This is a genomic window from Vibrio sp. 10N.261.46.E11, from assembly GCF_041472735.1.
Taxonomy (GTDB): domain Bacteria; phylum Pseudomonadota; class Gammaproteobacteria; order Enterobacterales; family Vibrionaceae; genus Vibrio.
This window is the reverse complement of record NZ_JBFRQW010000016.1, coordinates 47,524-68,402: the sequence shown is the minus strand read 5'-3', so window position 1 is coordinate 68,402 and position 20,879 is coordinate 47,524. Positions and strand designations below refer to the sequence as shown.

The 20,879-nt window shown below is 43.3% G+C and carries 17 protein-coding genes and 1 pseudogene; 8 read left to right on the top strand and 10 right to left on the bottom strand.

The window, feature by feature from the left end; all coding sequences use genetic code 11:
- Positions 1–179: 179 nt before the first annotated feature.
- The gene (gene yiaY, locus AB4407_RS05285; RefSeq protein WP_372119360.1) at positions 180–1,328 is read right to left on the bottom strand and encodes an L-threonine dehydrogenase; all 1,149 of its coding nucleotides are present in this window, start codon (positions 1,326–1,328) and stop codon (positions 180–182) included.
- A 638-nt stretch (positions 1,329–1,966) separates the two neighbouring features.
- On the opposite strand from yiaY, the gene yjjG reads away from it, so the two are divergent.
- Positions 1,967–2,641: a pyrimidine 5'-nucleotidase gene (gene yjjG, locus AB4407_RS05280; RefSeq protein WP_372119358.1), complete on the top strand. Its 675-nt coding sequence runs from the start codon at positions 1,967–1,969 to the stop codon at positions 2,639–2,641.
- A 187-nt stretch (positions 2,642–2,828) separates the two neighbouring features.
- Positions 2,829–3,755 (top strand): aromatic amino acid DMT transporter YddG, encoded by a 927-nt coding sequence (gene yddG / locus AB4407_RS05275; protein WP_372119356.1) that lies wholly within the window; start codon positions 2,829–2,831, stop codon positions 3,753–3,755.
- 25 nt (positions 3,756–3,780) lie between these two features.
- On the opposite strand, the pseudogene AB4407_RS05270 reads toward yddG, so the two are convergent.
- The 3 genes and pseudogenes from AB4407_RS05270 to AB4407_RS05260 all read right to left on the bottom strand — a co-directional run.
- Positions 3,781–3,915: pseudogene (locus AB4407_RS05270) on the bottom strand (cation transporter); the annotation flags it as partial.
- 185 nt (positions 3,916–4,100) lie between these two features.
- The gene (locus AB4407_RS05265; protein WP_372119354.1) at positions 4,101–6,212 is read right to left on the bottom strand and encodes a diguanylate cyclase; all 2,112 of its coding nucleotides are present in this window, start codon (positions 6,210–6,212) and stop codon (positions 4,101–4,103) included.
- A 111-nt stretch (positions 6,213–6,323) separates the two neighbouring features.
- On the bottom strand, positions 6,324–7,220 hold the full coding sequence (locus AB4407_RS05260; RefSeq protein ID WP_372119352.1) for a cation diffusion facilitator family transporter: 897 nt from the start codon (positions 7,218–7,220) through the stop codon (positions 6,324–6,326).
- Between the two features lie 361 nt (positions 7,221–7,581).
- Here AB4407_RS05260 and AB4407_RS05255 point away from each other — a divergent pair, with 361 nt between their 5' ends.
- On the top strand, positions 7,582–7,932 hold the full coding sequence (locus AB4407_RS05255) for a hypothetical protein (RefSeq protein WP_009845584.1): 351 nt from the start codon (positions 7,582–7,584) through the stop codon (positions 7,930–7,932).
- 61 nt (positions 7,933–7,993) lie between these two features.
- On the opposite strand, the gene AB4407_RS05250 is transcribed toward AB4407_RS05255, so the two are convergent.
- On the bottom strand, positions 7,994–8,872 hold the full coding sequence (locus AB4407_RS05250) for a LysR family transcriptional regulator (RefSeq protein WP_102486143.1): 879 nt from the start codon (positions 8,870–8,872) through the stop codon (positions 7,994–7,996).
- 161 nt (positions 8,873–9,033) lie between these two features.
- Here AB4407_RS05250 and AB4407_RS05245 point away from each other — a divergent pair, with 161 nt between their 5' ends.
- From AB4407_RS05245 to AB4407_RS05235, 3 genes are all read left to right on the top strand, one after another.
- Positions 9,034–9,633: a class I SAM-dependent methyltransferase gene (locus tag AB4407_RS05245; RefSeq protein ID WP_372119350.1), complete on the top strand. Its 600-nt coding sequence runs from the start codon at positions 9,034–9,036 to the stop codon at positions 9,631–9,633.
- Between the two features lie 411 nt (positions 9,634–10,044).
- Positions 10,045–11,610: a YjjI family glycine radical enzyme gene (locus AB4407_RS05240; protein ID WP_372119348.1), complete on the top strand. Its 1,566-nt coding sequence runs from the start codon at positions 10,045–10,047 to the stop codon at positions 11,608–11,610.
- Between the two features lie 49 nt (positions 11,611–11,659).
- Entirely contained in the window at positions 11,660–12,574 is a 915-nt protein-coding gene (locus tag AB4407_RS05235) for a YjjW family glycine radical enzyme activase (protein ID WP_372119346.1), read from the top strand.
- Positions 12,575–12,602: 28 nt separating this feature from the next.
- On the opposite strand, the gene AB4407_RS05230 is transcribed toward AB4407_RS05235, so the two are convergent.
- From AB4407_RS05230 to yccS, 5 genes are all read right to left on the bottom strand, one after another.
- Positions 12,603–13,514, bottom strand: a complete 912-nt coding sequence (locus AB4407_RS05230) for a LysR family transcriptional regulator (RefSeq protein ID WP_372119344.1) — start codon at positions 13,512–13,514, stop codon at positions 12,603–12,605.
- Between the two features lie 53 nt (positions 13,515–13,567).
- Positions 13,568–14,827: a hydroxymethylglutaryl-CoA reductase gene (locus AB4407_RS05225; RefSeq protein WP_372119342.1), complete on the bottom strand. Its 1,260-nt coding sequence runs from the start codon at positions 14,825–14,827 to the stop codon at positions 13,568–13,570.
- 162 nt (positions 14,828–14,989) lie between these two features.
- A complete protein-coding gene (locus tag AB4407_RS05220; protein WP_372119340.1) occupies positions 14,990–15,310 on the bottom strand; it encodes a hypothetical protein in 321 nt (106 codons plus the stop codon).
- A gap of 121 nt (positions 15,311–15,431) precedes the next feature.
- The gene (locus tag AB4407_RS05215; protein ID WP_372119338.1) at positions 15,432–15,593 is read right to left on the bottom strand and encodes a hypothetical protein; all 162 of its coding nucleotides are present in this window, start codon (positions 15,591–15,593) and stop codon (positions 15,432–15,434) included.
- A 350-nt stretch (positions 15,594–15,943) separates the two neighbouring features.
- The gene (gene yccS / locus AB4407_RS05210; RefSeq protein WP_372119336.1) at positions 15,944–18,130 is read right to left on the bottom strand and encodes a YccS family putative transporter; all 2,187 of its coding nucleotides are present in this window, start codon (positions 18,128–18,130) and stop codon (positions 15,944–15,946) included.
- Positions 18,131–18,307: 177 nt separating this feature from the next.
- Between yccS and helD the strand changes: the two genes are divergently transcribed.
- On the top strand, positions 18,308–20,383 hold the full coding sequence (helD, locus tag AB4407_RS05205) for a DNA helicase IV (RefSeq protein ID WP_372119334.1): 2,076 nt from the start codon (positions 18,308–18,310) through the stop codon (positions 20,381–20,383).
- An 87-nt stretch (positions 20,384–20,470) separates the two neighbouring features.
- A complete protein-coding gene (locus AB4407_RS05200) occupies positions 20,471–20,821 on the top strand; it encodes a VOC family protein (protein WP_372119332.1) in 351 nt (116 codons plus the stop codon).
- The last annotated feature ends 58 nt before the right edge of the window (positions 20,822–20,879 follow it).

Sequence of the window (20,879 nt, the reverse complement as noted above, 5' to 3'; positions counted from 1 at the left end):
AACTACTTATCGAAAAATTCCGCCTTGTTCTCAAGCCTTTTTTCTGCGCTATTTTTGATCACTTACTTACTGTGATTGGTATAAGATGTCAGTTTAAGTCTTGATTGAACTGATAAAAGAAAACGGGCTCAGAAGGTGAGCCCATTTGTGTTTATATCGATTGGTTTCTAGAACCTAGATTACATTGCTGCTTCGAAGATCGCTGAGATTTCTTCGTGAGTCGCTTGTTTAGGGTTAGTGAAACCACAAGCATCTTTCAGTGCGTTGTCAGACAGAGTTGGGATGTCTTCCAATTTAGCACCAAGTTGAGCGATACCTGTTGGGATGTTCACGTCATTTGCTAGTTGAACAATCGCGTTGATAGCTGCTTCTGCGCCTTGTTCTGCTGTCATACCTTCAACATTCACACCCATCGCTTTTGCAACATCACGTAGACGCTCTGGACAAACTTGCGCGTTGTAGCGTTGAACGTGTGGTAGCAAGATAGCGTTACATACACCGTGTGGAAGGTCGTAGAAACCACCCAATTGGTGCGCCATTGCATGAACATAGCCAAGAGAAGCGTTGTTGAATGCCATGCCAGCCATGAACTGTGCGTAAGCCATTTGCTCGCGAGCTTCAATGTCTTCGCCGTGCGTTACTGCTGTTCTTAGGTGCGCTTGCACAAGTTCGATTGCCTTAATTGCTACTGCGTCTGTGATTGGCGTTGCTGCGATAGAAACGTAAGCTTCGATTGCGTGCGTTAATGCATCCATACCCGTTGCTGCAGTCAGTGATGCAGGTTTAGCAAGCATCAACTCAGGATCGTTTACTGAGATAAGCGGTGTTGTGTGCTTATCAACGATAGCCATCTTAATGTGACGTTCTTCATCAGTGATGATGCAGAAACGTGTCATTTCAGATGCTGTACCTGCCGTTGTGTTGATAGCAATAAGAGGCATCATAGGCTTTTCAGACTGATCGACACCTTCGTAATCTGCAATTTTGCCACCGTTAGAAGCAACTAACGCGATACCTTTTGCACAGTCGTGTGGAGAACCGCCACCTAGAGAAACAACGAAATCACAATCGTTGTCAGTCAGCAATTCAAGGCCATCGTTAACGTTAGTGATGGTTGGGTTTGGTTGAGTGCCATCGAATACAACTGCGTCTACGCCGCGCTGATTAAGAAGGTCTTGTACCTGCTTAACTACGCCAATTTGGTTAAGGATCTTATCGGTAACGATCAGACCTTTTTTAAAGCCTTGAGACTGAATGCTATCAGCAGCATCCTTCAGACAGCCAGTACCCATGAAGTTGATTGTAGGGATGTAAAATGCAGTAGACATTGGAAAACTCCGTTAATTATGATTTTTTATTTCCTACATGTTGTAGGCATTCAAGTGGTCGACCATTGATCTGGAACAATTTTGATTCCGAACTACCACTTTATGGTTATGCGTTGTGATAGGGCTCATATAGCAATCGTTTTTATGGTTTCCTGGTGTGTTCTTTGTCAGTAATGGATAGTGCTAGATTGGCTGAATAACAAGCAAGATAGCGCTCATATCACCATGAAAAATAAGGTTTTTAATCAAGAATTTCTCTAGTTATCTAGTGTCTACTTTTTATCGGAGTCATCACTGCATTGAACTTGAGGCTCTTGTACTTCTTCAGACTCAGCCTTGTCCTCTGGCTCCTCGTCATAGTATTTGACAAGAAAAGGGGTGAGCATGACAGATGACGGTAAAAAGTGCTTCATAATACCTCCCGGTACTTAAGTGTATTTTTAGTATGGTATTGGTTTAATATGTGGCAAAATTTGCGATACATCATGACTTGCTGCTTGTTTTCTATAAATTCTTAGAACTATATACAGGCTCACAAAATTGAGAGTAAAGTGATGCTCCTCCCTTTGAGGGCAATAATAAAAAACAACACAAAAACAACGCAGACACTCTCAACAGCGCGAATAGTAGGAAATAAAATGAAGTACGATTGGATATTCTTTGATGCAGATGAAACCTTGTTCCACTTTGATGCTTTTCAAGGCATGAAGTTAATGTTTTCTCGTTTTGGTGTGGATTTCGGCGAGCAAGATTATGCTGCTTATCAAAAGGTTAATTTACCACTTTGGGTCGATTACCAAGATGGCCGCATTACAGCAGCTCAACTGAAGCACGCGCGTTTTGAAAGCTGGGCAACAAAGTTAGAGACAACAACAGCAGCACTAAACAGTGCGTTTTTAGCCGCAATGGCAGACATCTGTTCTCTGCTTCCTGGTGCAAAAGAGTTGATGGAGTCGTTAAAAGGCAAAGTGAACATGGGCATCATTACCAATGGTTTTACCGAGCTGCAATCTATCCGTTTAGAACGCACCGGAATGACAGACTACTTTGACCATGTGATCATCTCTGAAGAAGTCGGTGTCGCGAAACCAGACGCTGAAATTTTTGAACATGCACACAAGCTTGTTGGCTTACCAGCAAAACAACGCGTATTGATGGTCGGAGATAACCCGCATTCAGATATTTTAGGCGGCTTGGATTTTGGTATTGAGACTTGTTGGTTGAACAGTCAAGAGAAAGCGGCGCCAGCGGGTATTAACCCTCATTATCAAGTTAAGTCTTTAGCTGACCTGCAAGCTCTGTTATTGGCATAATTGCTAATTGCTAATTGCTAATTGCTAATTGCTTTTAGATTTTTGAGTGAATGATTGATAGCCGAGTGCTGTTATGTGCTCGGTTACTTATTTTTAACTACTGCAAGTTATCGATAGTGGTGTTTAAGCTTATCTGTGTTTTAAGCTCGCTTCGATTACCCAATAACAATAAAGAAAAGGAAGAGGCGTGCTGAAATCTCATCGCCATAGTTGCTACGGCATTGCTGCTATTTTACTTTGGAGCTGCTTAATCGCGCTATCTCGTAGCGTATCAGAACAACTGGGCCCAATCGGTGGCGCTGCCAGCCTTTATACAGTGAGCTCGTTGTTGTTGGTCTGTGTTATGGGGTTACCTAAGCTGTCGCGCTTCTCTAAGTCCTATCTGTTGATTGGTGGAGCTCTGTTCGTTTGTTATGAGATCTTCTTAGCTCTGGCTTTAGGGATGGCAAACAACCGACATCAAGCCTTGGAAATGGCCGTTATCAACTATCTATGGCCTGCATTAACGGTGTTGTTCGCAGTCCTGCTCAGCGATAAAAAGATTAACTGGTTGGTTTACCCAAGTATCGTCTTGGCGTTCTTTGGCGTGGCTTGGAGCATCAGCGGCGATCAGGGGCTTTCTGTCGATCAAATCGCGGCTAATATTGCAACCAACCCTAAAACCTATTCGATGGCATTCTTCGGCGCGATTATTTGGGCGGTATATTGCAATTACACCCAACGCGTTGCTAAAGGACAGAATGCGATTGTGCTTTTCTTTATCGCGACTGCCATCACCTTGTGGATCAAATACGCATTGAGTGATGAAACCAGCATGGTGATGACTTCAAGTGCTGTGATTGACTTAGTGCTTGCTGGGGCTTGTATGGGGGCTGGTTACGCGCTTTGGAACACGGCGATTCTAGGTGGCAACATGGTGTTTTTGGCAACCATGTCTTACTTTACGCCAATCTTCGCGACGTTACTTTCCTCGATGATTTTGGGCTTGTCATTGACCATGACGTTTTGGCAGGGCGTATGTATGGTAACTGTTGGTTCACTGGCTTGCTGGTGGGTAACCAGAGACAAAAAGACGACGGTTAAGGCGTCGACTTCTGAAGAGGTTCAGTCTTGAGTGTTGAGCTTAAGAGAGAATGCTCTTAGCTCGCGATATTGAAGTTCAATTTAAGCTCATAATGCATCTTAGATAAGCGTCGCTTAAGTTGGCGGCGCGTACGTTCAATATCATCGACCGCAATCGCTTGTTGGTCGTTGGTATGAATATCAACATTGATTCATAATTCTGAGCTAACCATACAATAGGTGACATTATGATTAAGCGTGCAAGAAGAACTTAATAGTCTAGAGCTCAAGGTCGAAGCTGTTCGGCCAGTCACAGAGCAGGGCTACTCTGCTACTGATTAAGCACTGAACGTCACTGCGAGTTTGCATAACGTTATGCTAAAGACGCGGGAATTTCCTAGTCTTCAATCAATATTCCATTTCTTCCTTGGTCTTTTACTTTGTAGAGTGTTTTATCTGTTTTTTGGATCAGCTCTTCATTGGTTAGATTTAAAATATCAAAGTGTGTGAATATCGCTCCACCAACCGAAAGAGTTAAGCGATCACTGCATTTAGACTTCTTGTGGCTGATATTTAAATCATGCACACCGGATAAGAGCTGAGAAGTTTTTGCTAGCAACGCGTTTTTTGTTTCACCCGTACATAAAACTAAAAATTCATCACCGCCAAATCGGAATACCTTAAAAGATTCTGCTGAAAAATGATGTTTAAGCTGTTTTGATATGGTAACCAAAACCTCATCCCCTTTCACATGACCGTAGCAATCATTGAATTGTTTATAGTAGTCAATATCAATTAATAGTAACGCGTAGGGTTGTTCTATTTCTACAGTATCACGCCACTGTGTGATGGATTCTGCCAAGGTTAAACGGTTAAATAATTGACTGAGTGGATCTAAATTCATCAGTGTTTTGAGCGTCATTTTTTGTTCTTCAAGTTGTTTCTTTTGCTGCTTATTCTGAAGATCAATGGATAAATAAGAACCCAAATGTTTCATTAAAGATAAGTGATGTTCTTGGTATGCGTTGGGCTCAATGGATTGGACTGTAAGAACACCAAGGCGCTTACCCTCAAGAATGAGCGGCAGCATGATAACAGACGAGTAGTCTTCTTTAGTTACACCAGTTAAAGCGTGCTCACCGAGTGGTTTATTTAATAGTTTGTTCAGTGCTGCTTTTGTAAATGCACCATGACAGAAAGGTATTCTGTTATTAATGCAGTATGCACTTAATGTCGCTTGTTTTGTACAGTCGACAGTGAAAGGTTCGAGTGTAACACCCAGGTCTAAATAAATTTCATAGGTCAGTTGTTGTGTATCTTCGTTATACAAAGCTAACCCAAGAGACTCAACTGGCATCACCGTTTTCAGATCTTCGTGAAGGCGTTGCATCATATCGGTGAGGTTTGAATGTGAACTTAAATACTCACCAAATGAAGTAATTAAATCTAAATCTGTTGTGAAAGAGTGTGCTTTCTCTAATGCGGGGCGTTCTGAGTACAGTTGATACAATTGAAAAACGGCTTCGTTATTACTCTCGGAAAGGTTCTGGAATGCTATTGACTGAAGTTCAAAGGCCTTCTCAACTATCTTAGATTGTTGGGCTTCCGTTGTTTCTTGGCGACTAAAATTAAATAGTGATGAGGCGAGTTTTTGTAGTGATGTAGCGCTGCCATATTTGTTTCCTAAAGATATAGCACGGCTTAAATATGGCTCAAGGATATCGTTTCTTTCATGCTCTATTGCACATGAACAGTAATTTTTTAAAGTTTCGATTAAGTAAAAATTGTCGCCCAGTAATTCACAGATTTCAATTGCAGTCTTAAAAGAAGAGAGTGCTTCATCAATCTGGTTGATAGATTGAAGGTGTTCTGCATAGCAACTGTGGTAAAAGTAAGTACCAATAAGACTAGGGTGTTTATTGAGTAGTTCTCGACATAAAGTGAATTTTCTTTCTGCCTCGGCTTTATTACCTAGCGTTGAATCAATGATAGCAAGGTTACTTAATATTGATCTCGATGAAGCTTGAAGAGAATTTTTTTCTATTTCCCATGCGAGCTTGCAATAGTACTGAGCTTTTGAATAATCTTGGGTTTCTAAAAAAATGTAACCTAAATTATTATATATTCGAGTTAGGAGGCGTTCATTGTTAACGGCTTTTGATGCACTTGCTTTAGTTAGAGAAATAATGGCTTTTGAATAACAGCCTAATCGTATGAGAGCAACGCCAATAGAGTATTCTATGCAGAATTTAATGTCGTGAATATTGGATATTTCACTTCGATGTAGTGCTTCAGTTAGATGTTCAAAGGCTTGATGTACTTGCCCCAATTTTAATAACCGTGATCCTGTACAAAAATAATCAACGGCGCTTGGGATTGGTAGGTCATTTTCAGAGGCAAACTCTCTTATTTTAGCCTCAATCGTAAGAATACTTGCTTCATTAGGAGCTTCAACTATGTCGTTTATTTTTTCACTTAAAAAATAATTAAAGTGCTTAGAAGGGGTCATGTCACGATCACTAAAATAAGATAATCTCGTATTGTACGAAGGGGCGAACAAATTTGAAAGTAAAACTTATAATATAAAAGTGATGTATAAAGGTTACTAGGGACCAGACCATTAAGCCGTAATATTTAAATTCAATTGAAGCTCATAAGGCATCTTCGATAGGCGTCGCTTAAGTTGGCGGCGCGTACGTTCAATATCATCAACCGCAATCGCGTCTTGGTCATTGGTATGAATATCAACGTTGATTCTTAGTTCCGGGCCAACCTTAGTCACACCCATTAGCTCCAAATCTTGATCCGCTTCTTTGTCTACCGCGACCACGTTTTTATCGACCGCATCACAAATGTCTTTGGTTGCCGACATCATCAGCAGTTCGCGCATTGCTTCACGTAACATGTCGAACGGCACTTTGATGAAGTAGAAAGACATCAGCAACATCATCATTGGGTCGGCATACACCGCGTATTCAGCAAACGGAGAGTAAGCCACTAACCAAGCAACAACGAAACCTGCCGTAACTGCCACACTCAAAAGTGTATCCATTTGCCACTGTTTAGACTCCGCTTGAATCAAACCAGAAGAGATGTGTTTGCTCTTGTTAGCGATGTACCACCAAGCGTAACCACAACCCAATACGTTGAAAATACCAAACAGAGTTGCGATAGAAGCATCGACTTCACGACCCCCTGTCATCAGAGCACCAATCGCAGAGTAAAGCGAATAACCGACCACAAGCAGAATCACAATCGCTTTAATCGCGATTACGATTGGCTCAATGATGGCTCGACCGAACGGGAACTCCCTGTCTGATGGGCGGTTAATGTATTTCGAAGCACCTAGTGACAATAAAGTTAACAGTAAACTGATAAGAGAATAGACACCGTCAAATACTATGACTAGAGAGCCAACGAGAAGACCCAACACCAATCCGCCAATCGCGAAGCCTGATGCTAAAAGGGCTGAGAACAATAGTACTCGATTTTCGTTTTGGCTTTTCCTGTCACACATAATATTTTCCAGATGTTTTTGATAACTTCATTGTTCTAATATTGAGCTAGCTTTACAAACTTTATCTGATGATGTTTATATGTCGGTAACTCGTTTTATATTCAAATTATTATAATTCAATGGCTTAACGGCAAAGATAGGTGTCAGTAAAGTTGACGATGACTGTTTTTCGGGAAATGTGAAACTGGCGTTAAATGGTTTATGATTAGTAAAACACATAGGTTGTGAAGGTCTCATAGCCTAGTTGTGTAAAGGATCAGGCTGTTAGGGTTACAGAAATCGCGCTGAAATCTTATAGCTTAAACTTGGGTTTGAACCTTGGGCGTAGAGCTGAGTTGAACTTGAAAAGGAATGGATGAAGATGAAATTTGATGATCTCAACGATAGTGAGTTGTGGGCGATTGCTAACCCGATCATGGACAATTTGATGGACGGTTCAACCAAGGTTGACCATGCTCAGCACTGCCGAGACTTTACTCAGCGCATGAAGGATATTGTGACACCTGAGTATCTGGAAAAGGTTTGTCATCATTATCAGCACAGTAATGGCTTTTTTGCTGAACGTGAGCCCGTTGCGCTATTCAGACGCTCCGATTCCATCGCCTTTGTTTGGAAACAAGCGTATACCATTGCGAAAGGCGAGTTTGTGGCAGAAATGGTGTTGGTTGAAGAAGACGGACGTTATTTAGTGGATCACGTGATGGTCTTCTAAAGAGAGGGCTTTCTATTTGTTAGATGATTTTAAGTGTCGAGATAGAACATTATCTGACACTTTAGAAATCAAACAAGTAATCGCTGATCTGATCCGCTAGCCAATTCATACCTGGGTGTTCCGCCATACCTGCCGCGGTAAACATACAGTAGTCTTCTTGAGTCAGGCCATAAGTGTGCTTGATCACCGCCAGTTCCTGTTCACGCAATAAATGGCGTATCAGTGGCTCTGGCATTACGCCCCATGCATCTTCTCGTAGAATCGTATCCAACATAAAATCGAAGCTAGAAAAGCCAATGTATCGGCGCGAGAAGGGCTCAAGCTCAGGGTTATCTTTTTCATTGAGATAAACCATGGTCACTTGCATAGAATTTCTCAGTACTTCATCCGACACTCTTCGCATCGCACTTAAATCATGTCCTTTCTTACATACCGACATCATTCGGATCTTGCCGAGTGGGTTGTAGATAATTCTTGGATCATCGACGCGTTCGTAATCAACACCAAACGCAAAATCAACTTGCTGAGTTTCGACAAGATTAGCCAAGTCGCCGCTAGAAGCGAGAACGAAGTTGAAAGAAGTGGAAGGGTATTTGTTGTTTAGAGCGTGCGATAAACTTTGCCACATTTCATCGGGTAGGGAGTCATCGCGTGCGATCCAAATCTCGGCGTTGAATTCACCCGAAACATGTAAGCAGGTTTGCTTAATGCGTGCTGCCGTTACCAACATGCCTTCACAGTCTTTATAGATGGCCTTACCTGCCTCAGACAGCTCGACATGGTTACCGCTGCGAACAAACAGTTCGACATCTAACTCTTTTTCCAAGGCTTTGATCGACATGCTCAGTTTGGTTCGGTTGCATTCAAGCTGTCGAGCAGCTTCAGAGACGGATCCTAAATCAGCAACAGAACAAAAGGCTTGGACTTGAGAAAGGTTCATTTCATTTCCATATTGAGCGGGTGGCGGTGCATATTATCTGAATATTGTGCTGACTATCTTAGAAATAGTCCATCTTTGCATGATAACTCTATGACGAATTGACTAATTTGGTTTATTCTGGGGGCGTTCCGAACCTACAAGAAGTAAAGATGGAGGCCATGATGGCGAAACAATGGGACGAGTACGCACCTGATTGGGATAACGATCCCGCTACTGCTGTATTCGCACAGTCCGCATTTGACCAGTTAACACAGCTCGTTGATTTGAACGGAACCCGTGTCCTTGATTTTGGTTGTGGTACAGGATTACTCAGCCAGAAAATATCTCCTTTTGCAAAAGAGATCATCGCTCTCGATATCTCAGAAGGGATGATTGAAGAGTTAGATAAAAAAGAGCTGTCTAATGTAGAGCCTGTCGTTGATATCTTATCGCGCGGACTTGCTGCCCAACACCCAGCATTCAGAAATCAGTTTGACTTAGTGGTAGCCTCTTCGGTATGTGGTTTTATTCCGAATCTACAAGACACAGTCAGTCTGATTTACACGCTGCTTGAAAATGACGGCACGTTCGTACATTGGGATTGGCACTTAGAAAGCGACAGCGAAGACTACGGTGTAAGCCAACAGCGCTCAGAGAATGTATTGAGTGCAGCTGGCTTTGCAATGGTTGAAGTCTCTACGCCGTTTTCAATCGACACCCCACAAGGTACTTTGAAGGTACTGATGGGTGTAGGCCGTAAACAAGTGGTTCCTCATCTATAGTTCACTTGTCTGTAGTTGACGTATCTGGAGTTGACGTATAGATAGCTGATCAGATAACCGCACTCACGCTTAATTGACTAAACCCACATCAACGATCTTTGGATCCGTTATGTGGGTTTTCTATTTATACGCACTTGCGTTTTAAACTAAACGGTTCAATTAAGCGGCCTAATCTCTTCTGCTCATTCTTTCCCTTCCCCAACGACAATCATCGATAAACAACCATCGTTAATTGGCAAATGGCCAATTTAAAAACTGTCTATTCACAAAATTTACAAGCTATCTATTCATAAATTACTAAGTTACAAATGGTGTTTTCCATTTTGGAAATGTAGGCTTGCATACATTTCATTAGTGGAAATGTAAGTGTGAGATATAAAATAAGCCCATAAGAATATTAAGGGTTTAATCATGAGCCACCAATCTGCGTCATCTACTTCTTCATCACTTTCAGATCAACAACAACGCTTTAGCAATATCATTTCAGATGCCAACCTGTCCCCAAAACAGAAGTCGAGCTATCTTGCCTTAGAAGCTGAAGCCAGCCTGCCGTATATGCCGGTAAGCAATGAAGTTGAGCAAGCCTTACAACAAGGTGTGCTGTGTGACATGTTTGAAGGTCACGCCCCATTTAAGCCGCGCTATGTGCTTCCTGATTATTCTAAATACTTACATCAAGGCTCCAAGTATTTAGAGCTTAGCGCGGCAACTAATTTCGACGAAGCATTGAACATGCTCACCATCCTTTATCATCACGTTCCATCAGTGACTTCAATTCCGGTTTACTTAGGCCAGTTGGACGATGTGTTGATGCCTTTTGTTGGCGGTTTGACGGATGAGCAGGTATACCAAAAGCTGAAGCTGTTCTGGATCATGCTGGATCGCACACTGCCAGATGCTTTCATGCACGTTAATATTGGCCCTAGTGACAACATTGTATGTCGCACTATTTTACGTGTGGATGCTGAACTCAAGCAGATCGCACCTAACTTAACCTTTATGTACGACCCTGCAGTCACACCTGATGACCTATTGCGTCATGCTGCGAGTAATATCTGTGAATGCAGCAAGCCGCACATTGCCAATTATCCTGCACACACCGCTGCCTACGGAGATAAGCGTTTTGGCATCGTGAGTTGCTATAACTCTTTGCCTCTAGCGGGTGGTTCAAACACGCTAGTACGCATGAACCTCAAGCAAGTAGCTTTGAAATCTGAGGACAGCGTAGACTTCTTACAGCAAGTACTACCTAACTACAGTAGCATCATGATCGAATTGATGAATGCACGTAGCCGCTTCTTACATGAAGAGTCTAACTTTTTCGAAGGCTTCTTAACCAAAGAAGGCTTAATTGAAGAAGGTCGCTTTGCGCCAATGTTTGGTATTTATGGCATGGCTGAGGCGGTTAACATCTTAATGGAAAAAGAAGGCAAAGCAGGGCGCTATGGTCACGATGAACAAGCAAATCAGTTAGGCCATCGTATTTCTGAAAAGCTGGCTGAGATTGTTGAAAAATCGGAAGTGAAATATGGGCTGGAAGGTAAGGCTCTGTTACACGCTCAAGGTGGTATCAGTCTAGATGAAGATGTGACACCCGGTGTTCGTATCCCTTATGGGACAGAACCGGATCCAGTCTCTTACGTTCGTGCGACAGCTGGTCACCATAAGTTCTACACGTCGGGCATCAGCGACATTCTGACCATCGACGAAACAGTGAAGTCCAACCCAGAAGCGATGTTCAACTTGTGTAAAGGCGCGATTCAAGCGGGTTACCGTGAGTTCACCGCTAACGTAGCATCGAACGATTTGGTTCGCGTGACGGGTTACATGATCAAGCTATCTGATATTGCTAAATACGACGAGCAAGGTTCACGTACCAATACCACTTTCCTTGGCGCTGAGGCTGCAAAAAATACGGGCATTCTAGAGCGTAAGCCTCGTGTGGCGAGCTTAGAGATGTCGCTGACATACGAATAGCTTTAACGTACGCATGTTATGTGTTTCTCGAATACGAACAATGTGAATTATGAAAATTTCTGATCTAACAACTCAAATGGCTAGGGTTAAAAATAATAAGACAGAAAAACAAGCGAAGGTCAGCCGTGTGCTGACCTTTTCTTGTGTTGATGGACCAGGAAATCGCTTGGTGCTGTTCCTACAGGGGTGTAATTTCGATTGCATCACTTGTCATAATCCACACACCATCAACCACTGTAACCATTGTGGAGACTGCGTGAGTGGCTGCCCGAGCAGTGCTCTGAGTCTTATTGAAGGCAAAGTGAAGTGGGATCCGTTAGCGTGTACCAACTGCGATCAGTGCGTCGATATCTGTGATCATAAGTCTAGCCCCAAAATCACCACGATGACGGTATCAGATGTGCTTGAACTGGTTAGGCACAATCAATTCTTCCTGAGCGGTATTACCGTTTCGGGTGGCGAGGCGACTATGCAATTGCCGTTTCTCTTCGAGCTATTTCAAGCGATCAAAAGCGATCCGCAATTGGCACACTTAACGTGTTTTATTGATAGTAACGGCTCGTTGTCGATGCAAGGGTGGGACAAAGTGTTACCTTACCTTGATGGTGCGATGATCGACCTAAAATCATGGCAGTCTGAAACGCACCAATGGTTGGTGGGTAGAGGAAACCATCGAGTATTTGAAACCATCAACTACTTAGCTGATAAAGGTAAGTTACATGAAGTCCGGTTGCTGCATATTCCTAATAAAAGTGACCTAGATATCGAGGTAGAGCAGGTCGGGTATTACTTGAAGGGTTTGCCAAGTGATGTTCGAATTCGGCTGAATGCGTTTCAACATCATGGGGTAATTGGTGAAGCTTTAGAGTGGCCTAAATGCACAGAACAACAAATGCAGAGTTTTCACGATAAGCTCTACTCAATTGTTCAAAGGCCAATGCAAACGCCCGAGGTTTATACCTAATATTTTCGGTCAACAATGACGAGAATAGCTAGGCTTCTAAAAACAAGTCACACAACCATTTAATCGCTTGGTCGTTCATGTTTGGCTTGTTCCATACCAAACTATACGCTACTTTTCCGTAATCAAAAGGAAGCGGCTTACTTACCAAACCTTGTGCTTGTTTGGCATGCTCCGCCCATTGTTTTGAGCAAGTGAACAAGAAAGGTGTGTGGTGGCACAGCACCGCCGCCGCGCCAAAATCCGCTACCGATATCGCCATATCTCTAGGTTTATGACATTGCACTAAGTTTTGCTCAAAGTAAGGCTTAGACAGTTCGTTATCTAAGATTCCAATGTGTTTGTAATCTAAATAGCCTTCAACCGTTAGTTCTTTCTGCGCGAGAGGGTGGTGTGCGCCCATCAAACAAACCATTTCATCAGGAAGAATCGTTTCCCACACCAGCTCTTTATTATCCGTTGGAGGTTGAGAGATATCGTGTGGCAACAGGATCAAATTGACCTTACCACTGAGCAAAGCATCGAATCCAAGTTCCTGTTTCGAATAGATATTAAGTTTGGCTTTTGGTGCAAGTTCCGTGGTGATTTTGCTGATCTTCGAGGCAAACACTTCGAAGGTACTTTCACGCATCGAAAGTGAAAAGCTGCCTTGGTACTCGTGAGGAGTAAAACTCTTTTGGTGAAGTAACCCGTTCATGCTGGAAAGAATCGCGTGAACAGTGGGCGCTATTTTCAGGGCAAAGGGAGTTGGGATCAGCTTAGTGCCGTCCCGATAGAAAAGCTCGTCGTTAAGGATGTCACGTAGCTGAGACAAAGTTTTACTGACACTCGAAGGGCTGACAAAGAGTTGCTCTGACGTTTGAGTGACGCTGTGTGTGTTCAGCATAATATGAAGCGCTGTGAGGTGTTTAAGGCTCACTCGCGATAAATGTAAGTAATCCATACACAACTCACTCAATACGTGACAACGGTCGGTTTAAGGTTTTATAACAGAAACTAGCGCGCCAACTTGTGATGAGCTCGCGAAAAGTGACCCGCACAGAATGCACCCACAATCGATAGTTCACCTGCCAAACATAAAGCAGCACAAACCTCAGCTAAGGCTTGTGACTTACCATTGCCGTGTAGCCCTAGTAAATCGAGACACGCTTTTTGGCTTGGTAGGCCTGTACCGCCACCGACTGTTCCTAACATCAAGTTAGGAAGCGTTACGCTCGCGTACAAACCACCTTCTTTGTTGAGCTCCATACGAGTCATACCAATCGCAGACTCAGCAACACACGCCGCGTCTTGGCCGCAAGCAATGTAGAGCGCAGCAAGTGCATTGGCATAATGGGCATTAATACCAATCGTACCGCTTAGAGCGCCACCGACTGTGGTCATTTGCCCGAACTGCACCATCTTCTCTGGCGTGGTGTGCAAGTATTTAGCGACAAGCTCTGCTGAGATGTTGACCTCGGCTGTGACTTTTTTACCACGAACACTGCGCAAGGTTTGGGTATTGGCTTTTTTGTCGCCCGATAAGTTGCCATCTAGGAAGGCGTGATCGGGTTTCACTGGCGTATTTTCAATGATGTATTCAAACACGGCATTGGTCGCGATAGTCACCATATTCTGACCAGAAGCGTCTCCGGTTAGAAATTCAAACACCAAGTAAACATGGTTACCTTCGATGTTGATATTGATGTCGGTAAGTTTGCCGTGTGATGTGGTTGATTCAGCTAAGGTTTTAAATTGTTCATATTGGGTTACTGCCCAAGCCACAAACTGTCCTGCTTCTACTAAACCTTGGAATGCGAAACCTGGAGTTCGTGTTACCCCTTCATTGAGCAGCATTGCACTTGCGCCACCACAAGCCGTAATCAGCTTTGAGCCACGGTTATACGATGCGACAAGCGCGGCTTCAGTGGTTGCTAGTGGGACTAGGTAATCACCCGTAGCAAATAGGCCATTAACTCTTAAAGGACCAGAGATGCCGACAGGGACTTTCACTGTTCCAATAAAGTGCTCGATGTTTTTCTCATAGGCCTGAAACTGGCTTTGAGTATGAGGGTCGAGCAGTTCTTGTTGTGAGTCGGGATTGTCGAGAGCCGTCCAACGACGCGTTAGATTTTTTTCTGTCAGGTAGGGGCTAGGTGTCAGCTTATTTACGGGCTTCTCAAAATGAGGCTGAAGCTTCTTTTCTAATTCGTCTGCGGAGATGTCGCCTCCTAAAATAGAAACATAGTCACGGCGATGCAGATTTAGTTTTGGCATAAATAGTATGAAGTAAAGTTTGTGCTGCAGGAATAGTTTGCGCTGATTCTACCGAGTAATAAACCAGAAACAAGCATCAGATATAATGAGTTACAGTTTGTGTGGTTGTTGAAGTCAAAAGTAGCGAAGCTTCACAAAACATAGGCTGTATTTGAGCGAAATTTAGATATGGATATCGAGAAGGCTCCCAATGGCTTCGTTTTGACGATCAACGACGCTCGCTCCAACTCGATTGTAATTTGCGCTTTGTGTCAGTTTAATCAAGGAGTCGGTTGAGGATGAAACGGGTTTCGATTCTTTGTCTTTAAACGAAATGGATTGTTCAGGTTCTATTTGATTGAAGCTCAAATCGCTAGTTTGGAAAGTGTCGTCGGATTTTAGAGATTGTTTGGAGTTTTGGTCAAGATCGATAGCGGCTTCTTCAGCCATGTTGGTTGACTGCTGAATAATGGCGTAACCAGATTGAATACCAGATATCGACATAACAGAACCTTTTATTGACGTATGGAATGAGTCTAGGCGGACGATATTTTGAGTGCAATGGAGAACGGGTACAATTTACTAAGAACAGGTGGATTTAAGCTAAAATAGTGATAGCCGTCTATTAATTGAACAGCTCGCTAAGTACGTTTAACTCTTCATCTGTTAGAAGAGAACGCTGCTCTGTTTCAAGGTTGCCATCTATTTCGCCTTGAAGTGCTTTCAATTGCTGTGGGCTAAGAAGCTGTATTTTTTGCTTAAATGCTTCAAATTGCTGTGTATTCATAATGTGACCCTAGTTCAAATCCATATGCTCATTAGAGCATAGCTTACTGGTTCAGGAAATCAAACAAGATTAAGCGAATATTAAATGAAGTTTGAAGTTTCCTAAAACTAAGACAACTATAAATCCATTTGGTTGTTTTTTGTCCGAGGAATGTTAGACAAAGTTATGAGTGAGTCAATCAAAGTCAGCCGATTTGTACGGTTTGAAATTTCTTTAGCCCTTGTAAATAAAGGATAGGTGAGAGATTGCTCTACCGGACAGAGTCAGTTGGTAGAGCAATGTATAGATTTTCGTGATGTTTAATAAATGACCAGTTTGTTATCTTTTTATTTTTACAGTTGTTTTGTTTTTTATCTAGAAACTTCTTTTTCAAGCGGCTTTTCAATCTTAACTTTAACTGCAAATTTTGTGGCTAAGGTATGCAGTTCTGGAAGCATTCGATAAATCAAATGTAGCTGTTGTAGAACCATTCTAACAGAGCTCTCATCCTCTTCTCGCCATTCGCTTAAACGTTTATCAAGTTCAGGATCGTAAGCGTTTTTTACTTCGCATTGTTCTTGATGACAAAACAACTGGTCGTTGAGAGCGTCGAGATGCTCGTGGATTACTCTGTGCGCATCTAATACGAGTTTGTGTGTCGCTTCGTCATCGATACGCGTTCTGTGTGCCCCCAGAGCAGAGATATAGCTGAGTAGCGCATGATTGAGTGTTAGGAATCGGAAGCTCTCATCTTCAGAAGTGCGATACTTGCCCGGTTCAACCAGCATGCTACTGATAGCGGCAGTCAGGTTTGCATCGTTATTGTGTGCACTGCGGCGAGCGATACGATAATTGAGGCTGTCTTTTTTGCCGACACGGTATTGGCCAATGATCTGAGCGAGATAATCTTTATTGGAATCAAGTGCATCTGCCATCACTTTGTGAAGTCGTTTTGATTGCCAGTCCGGTAAAATATAGCTAACCGCTAAAACAGCGAGCGCACTACCAATGAAAGTATCAGCTAATCTCGGCAAAACAACGGCGTAGCCTTCCCCTAATTGATTGAAGCAGAAGAGCACAAGCAAGGTGATAAAGGCGGTTGCGAATCCGTAGTTATTGATACGGAAAGCAAAGAACATCACGCCACTGATGACAATAAAGACCAATTGGCTTTCTTGAGACGGAAAGAAGGTCAGTAACGGTACGCCAATCAACAAGCCTGCGACGGTGCCAATGACACGGGCTGTCAGCTTTTGGCGTGTGGCACTGTAGTTGGGCTGACATACGAACAGTGTCGTTAGTAATATCCAATAGCCACGTTCGATATCAAAACCTTGAATAATACCGTAACCGAGCGTCAAAGTGATCGCCATACGAATCGCGTGGCGAAATAGCATCGAATCGGTGTTCAGGTTGGCTTTGATCTTATGCCACATCGCCGTCAAAGTATGAGGATTGGTATCGTCCAGTACGCCTTCTTCTAGTTTTTCTGCATCTGGGTTACTTATATTTGATAGCTGTTTTTCGACGGTAGCTAGGTTATTAAATAAGTAATCCAACTGGTTGAGTAATGACTTCCATTCTGGTTTGTTCTGTTGATGCAGATGATTAAGTGAAGACATTAGTTCATCCAGTGCCAGAACCGATTTTTCGCCATGTTGGTATTCCGCCCCGACTTTCAATGAAGCGGCAACTTCTTTACAAGCGGTAGCTTGGGCTTCAAGTAAATACTTAAATCGAAACAATACGTCTGAGCGCTCAAAGTGCTTTGCCAGTTCTTGATAGCGGTAGTGGGTAGAGCTCACGCGCTCATGAATGTCTTGTGCGATGAAGTAAGTATTAAGGAATCGGTCACTCGGACCGTCAATGTGTCCACGCTTAGAGCGGTTGAGTAGCGTCGCTTTGCACATGTTGAGCGCGTTAACAGTGCTAGCATTGAGTTTGGCTTCAATAATGCGATGTGGTTGGGGAATCAAATCTGAAACTGGATAGAAGAGCTCTGCTTTAGAGCCGATGTAATTGCCGATTTGATCGAATACTGTTGCTAGGTTTTGCTGCACTGGTTGCATTGGCCATACGATCTGCCAAATCATCGACATGAAGTAGTACCAAGCTGCGCCCGTTAACAGTAGTAGAGGTTGAAACCAAAGGTTAGTGCTCTCGTGAGCCCCAAGCATGGCGTAGATAGCCACAAGTAATGATCCAAATGCGATACTGGCATATTTAGGACCAATTGCCCCAAGTATAATAAAAGAGAAGGTTGAAACGAAAAGCCCTATCGCGAACAGCCAAGGGGTGTCGAAGAGAATTTCAATAGAGAAGGCTGCAACGGCAAAACAGATAAAGGTTAGCGTGAGTGCTTTCAAACGTCCGGTAAAGCTGTCATCACTTTCAGCAAGAGCCGCAGCAATAACCCCTAAAATTAATGGTGTGATCAGTGTGTTTTGACCATAATACCAAGCAGGTACTACAACACCGAGCAGAGTGATGAGAATTAATACGCTGTAATTTATGGTTTTATTTGCCCAATAAAGGCGTAGTTTTGCTGAGAAGTCCACAGTCGCTCACTTGACACACTAAAACCATAATCCTAACAGAAATCAAGCACAAGAATTTGATACTTATCCATAATTGCCCCTAGGTGGTCATGAAAGCGTCGATAAGCAGTGAGACATTATTAATTCTCACTGCATCATGATATAAATTCAATATTCCCAATTAAAGAGCACGCTCCAATGCAGCTAAGCGCTAATAAGACTGCACAGTTTTTTATTCAAAATGAATATCATCAAGTTGAGCTTGATGGCTCACGCCTGCTGTTATCTTCAGTAGGCAGTGAAGAACGTATCCCTTTCACTATTTGGAGTGGCAAGATCGCGATAAAGCGCGGATTGTTTTGGGGATCGTTGCAGTTTTTTGCTAATCAACAAGATGGCAAACAGCGAAGCTGGTTAGTCCAAGGCCTTCCATGGGAACAATGTCGTCAATTTGCGCGCGCATCGGTTGCTGCTTATCAGAAGTGGCATGACAGACAATGTGAACAGCTGGCAGAGCACGTTCCTCAATGGGAAGCTGAATTGACACGTCTTGAGCAACTTCCTGCTTTCCTACCGCATTCTAAAGTGAAGACTTGGGTCGATATGGTCAACGCAGGTCTGGAAAATATGACGATGACTCTAGAAGAAGCGGGACAGCGCATGCCAAACCGCATCGCTCGAATGCAGCCATGGTTGTCTGAAACGGAAATTAAGCAAGCCGAGAGGAATCAACAGTGGTTAGAGACAGAAAGACAAAACTGGGAAGTATTGTTTGCTCAATGTGAGTCGTCACCCCTGAACTTATCTCAGCAATACGCGGTTTTGATGAACGATGACCATAACTTGATTCTTGCGGGCGCAGGTTCAGGTAAAACCAGTGTTCTCACCGCTCGCGTAGCGTATTTATTGCAAAGCCACCAAGCTCAAGCTGAAGAGTTGTTACTGCTCGCCTTTGGTCGTGAAGCCGCGGAAGAGATGAAGCAGCGCCTTAATAGCAAAATTGGCTTATCAGCAGAGAAGGTGCAAGTGAGCACTTTCCATCAGTTGGGTTTAAAGATCCTTAATCAGGTTGAACCTGAACGCGTGGTTATTTCACCGCTCGCGCTCGATGACAATCAACGCCAAGCATGGTGCATTGATTGGTTGAAGAAGCACTGGATGACGCCGACCAACTTTAAACGTTGGCAAAAGCACTTGTCTAAATGGCCAATTGCTTATTTAACCGGTGACGATGAGCTAGGTAGCCATGTTTCAAACCTCAAGCTGATAGCTTGGCTTGAGAAGCAGCTTGAACAGTTGAATGCATCTGGTTTATCGAAGAAAGAAGTGCAACAACAGCTGATCGACCACCGAGACTACACGCGTCTCAACAGTGAACTTTCATTGTGTTGGCCGTGTGTGACCGCGTGGCAAAAGGAATTGAAAGAACAGAATCATATCGACTTCTCAATCATGATTAGCCGAGCGACACAGTATGTCGAGAAGGGGAAATTTATTTCGCCTTGGAAGTTCATCATGATCGATGAATATCAAGATATCTCGCCAGATCGCCTTGCCTTGGTTGAAGCTCTGTGTAACCAGTCGAAAGCGCAACACCAAGCCTCTATTTTTGCGGTAGGTGATGACTGGCAGTCAATTTACCAGTTCGCGGGTGCAGATGTTGATCTAACGACGGGCTTTAAGGATCGCTTTGAAAGCTCGACCATTCACCACCTAGATACTACCTACCGCTTTAACAATCAGTTAGGTGCAGTTGCCAATCGCTTTGTGCAGGAAAACCCGATTCAGCTTCCGAAAGAACTGAACAGCTTCAAGCAACAGAAGCAAAAGGCGGTGTACAGTGCGCCAAGCAAAGAAGTTGAGAAGATCCTCGATCAGATAAACAGGCAAGCAAAAGGCAAAGCCAATAAATCTGTGATGCTGCTTGGGAGAAATCATTACCACAAACCTGAACTGTTGGATGACTGGAAAAAAATCTATACCTCAATTGATATAAGCTTCATGACTTGTCACGCGAGTAAAGGTAAAGAGGCGGACTTTGTCATTATTCTTTGTGTTGACGAAGGACAGTTCCCCGCGAAGAAGAAACAACTGCACATTGATGGTGCGTTGACTGAATCTTCGGATGTGTTCCCTTATGCGGAAGAGCGTCGTTTGTTTTACGTGGCAATGACGCGAGCGAAAGAGAAAGTTTGGATCACGCACAGCGGTGACGGTTCTGGCTTTGTGCAAGAACTGCATGGCTCTGATTACCCAGTCGTTCGTAAGAAGTGATGTTATTTGACGAGATTATCCAATTTTAGATCTTCAAGCCCTGCCTTAATATCACAAGGCAGACGCATAAAGCATAAGGAGTTTGCTATGGAACACGGCTCTATTAACTACATTGAATTTGCTGCGAAAGATATCGCAGCAACTAAGGCGTTTTTCAGCCAAGTGTTTGGTTGGCGCTTCGAAGACTATGGCCCTGAGTATTCTGCTTTTGAAGGTAAAGGCTTAATGGGCGGCTTCTATTTGGCGAATCTGGCATCGAATACAGATAACGGCGCAGCGCTGATGGTTTTCTATAGCCAAGATCTTGAGCAAACCGAGCGTGACGTGATGGATGCTGGTGGAGAAGTAAATCGTGAGATATTTAGTTTCCCCGGTGGCAGACGTTTCCATTTTAGAGAGCCAAGTGGCAATGAAATGGCGGTATGGAGTGACAAGTAGCGAGTTAAGATTCTGGTGAACAAAAAGCCTGCGATGAAGCAGGCTTTTTAGTCTGTGA

What these genes read in the sequence shown, in the direction of transcription:
- yiaY (WP_372119360.1), bottom strand. Translation starts at nt 1,328, where the DNA reads ATGTCTACTGCATTTTACATCCCTACAATCAACTTCATGGGTACTGGC.
- yjjG (WP_372119358.1), top strand. Translation starts at nt 1,967, where the DNA reads ATGAAGTACGATTGGATATTCTTTGATGCAGATGAAACCTTGTTCCAC.
- AB4407_RS05265 (WP_372119354.1), bottom strand. Translation starts at nt 6,212, where the DNA reads ATGACCCCTTCTAAGCACTTTAATTATTTTTTAAGTGAAAAAATAAAC.
- AB4407_RS05260 (WP_372119352.1), bottom strand. Translation starts at nt 7,220, where the DNA reads ATGTGTGACAGGAAAAGCCAAAACGAAAATCGAGTACTATTGTTCTCA.
- AB4407_RS05255 (WP_009845584.1), top strand. Translation starts at nt 7,582, where the DNA reads ATGAAATTTGATGATCTCAACGATAGTGAGTTGTGGGCGATTGCTAAC.
- AB4407_RS05250 (WP_102486143.1), bottom strand. Translation starts at nt 8,872, where the DNA reads ATGAACCTTTCTCAAGTCCAAGCCTTTTGTTCTGTTGCTGATTTAGGA.
- AB4407_RS05245 (WP_372119350.1), top strand. Translation starts at nt 9,034, where the DNA reads ATGGCGAAACAATGGGACGAGTACGCACCTGATTGGGATAACGATCCC.
- AB4407_RS05240 (WP_372119348.1), top strand. Translation starts at nt 10,045, where the DNA reads ATGAGCCACCAATCTGCGTCATCTACTTCTTCATCACTTTCAGATCAA.
- AB4407_RS05235 (WP_372119346.1), top strand. Translation starts at nt 11,660, where the DNA reads ATGAAAATTTCTGATCTAACAACTCAAATGGCTAGGGTTAAAAATAAT.
- AB4407_RS05230 (WP_372119344.1), bottom strand. Translation starts at nt 13,514, where the DNA reads ATGGATTACTTACATTTATCGCGAGTGAGCCTTAAACACCTCACAGCG.
- AB4407_RS05225 (WP_372119342.1), bottom strand. Translation starts at nt 14,827, where the DNA reads ATGCCAAAACTAAATCTGCATCGCCGTGACTATGTTTCTATTTTAGGA.
- AB4407_RS05220 (WP_372119340.1), bottom strand. Translation starts at nt 15,310, where the DNA reads ATGTCGATATCTGGTATTCAATCTGGTTACGCCATTATTCAGCAGTCA.
- AB4407_RS05215 (WP_372119338.1), bottom strand. Translation starts at nt 15,593, where the DNA reads ATGAATACACAGCAATTTGAAGCATTTAAGCAAAAAATACAGCTTCTT.
- helD (WP_372119334.1), top strand. Translation starts at nt 18,308, where the DNA reads ATGCAGCTAAGCGCTAATAAGACTGCACAGTTTTTTATTCAAAATGAA.
- AB4407_RS05200 (WP_372119332.1), top strand. Translation starts at nt 20,471, where the DNA reads ATGGAACACGGCTCTATTAACTACATTGAATTTGCTGCGAAAGATATC.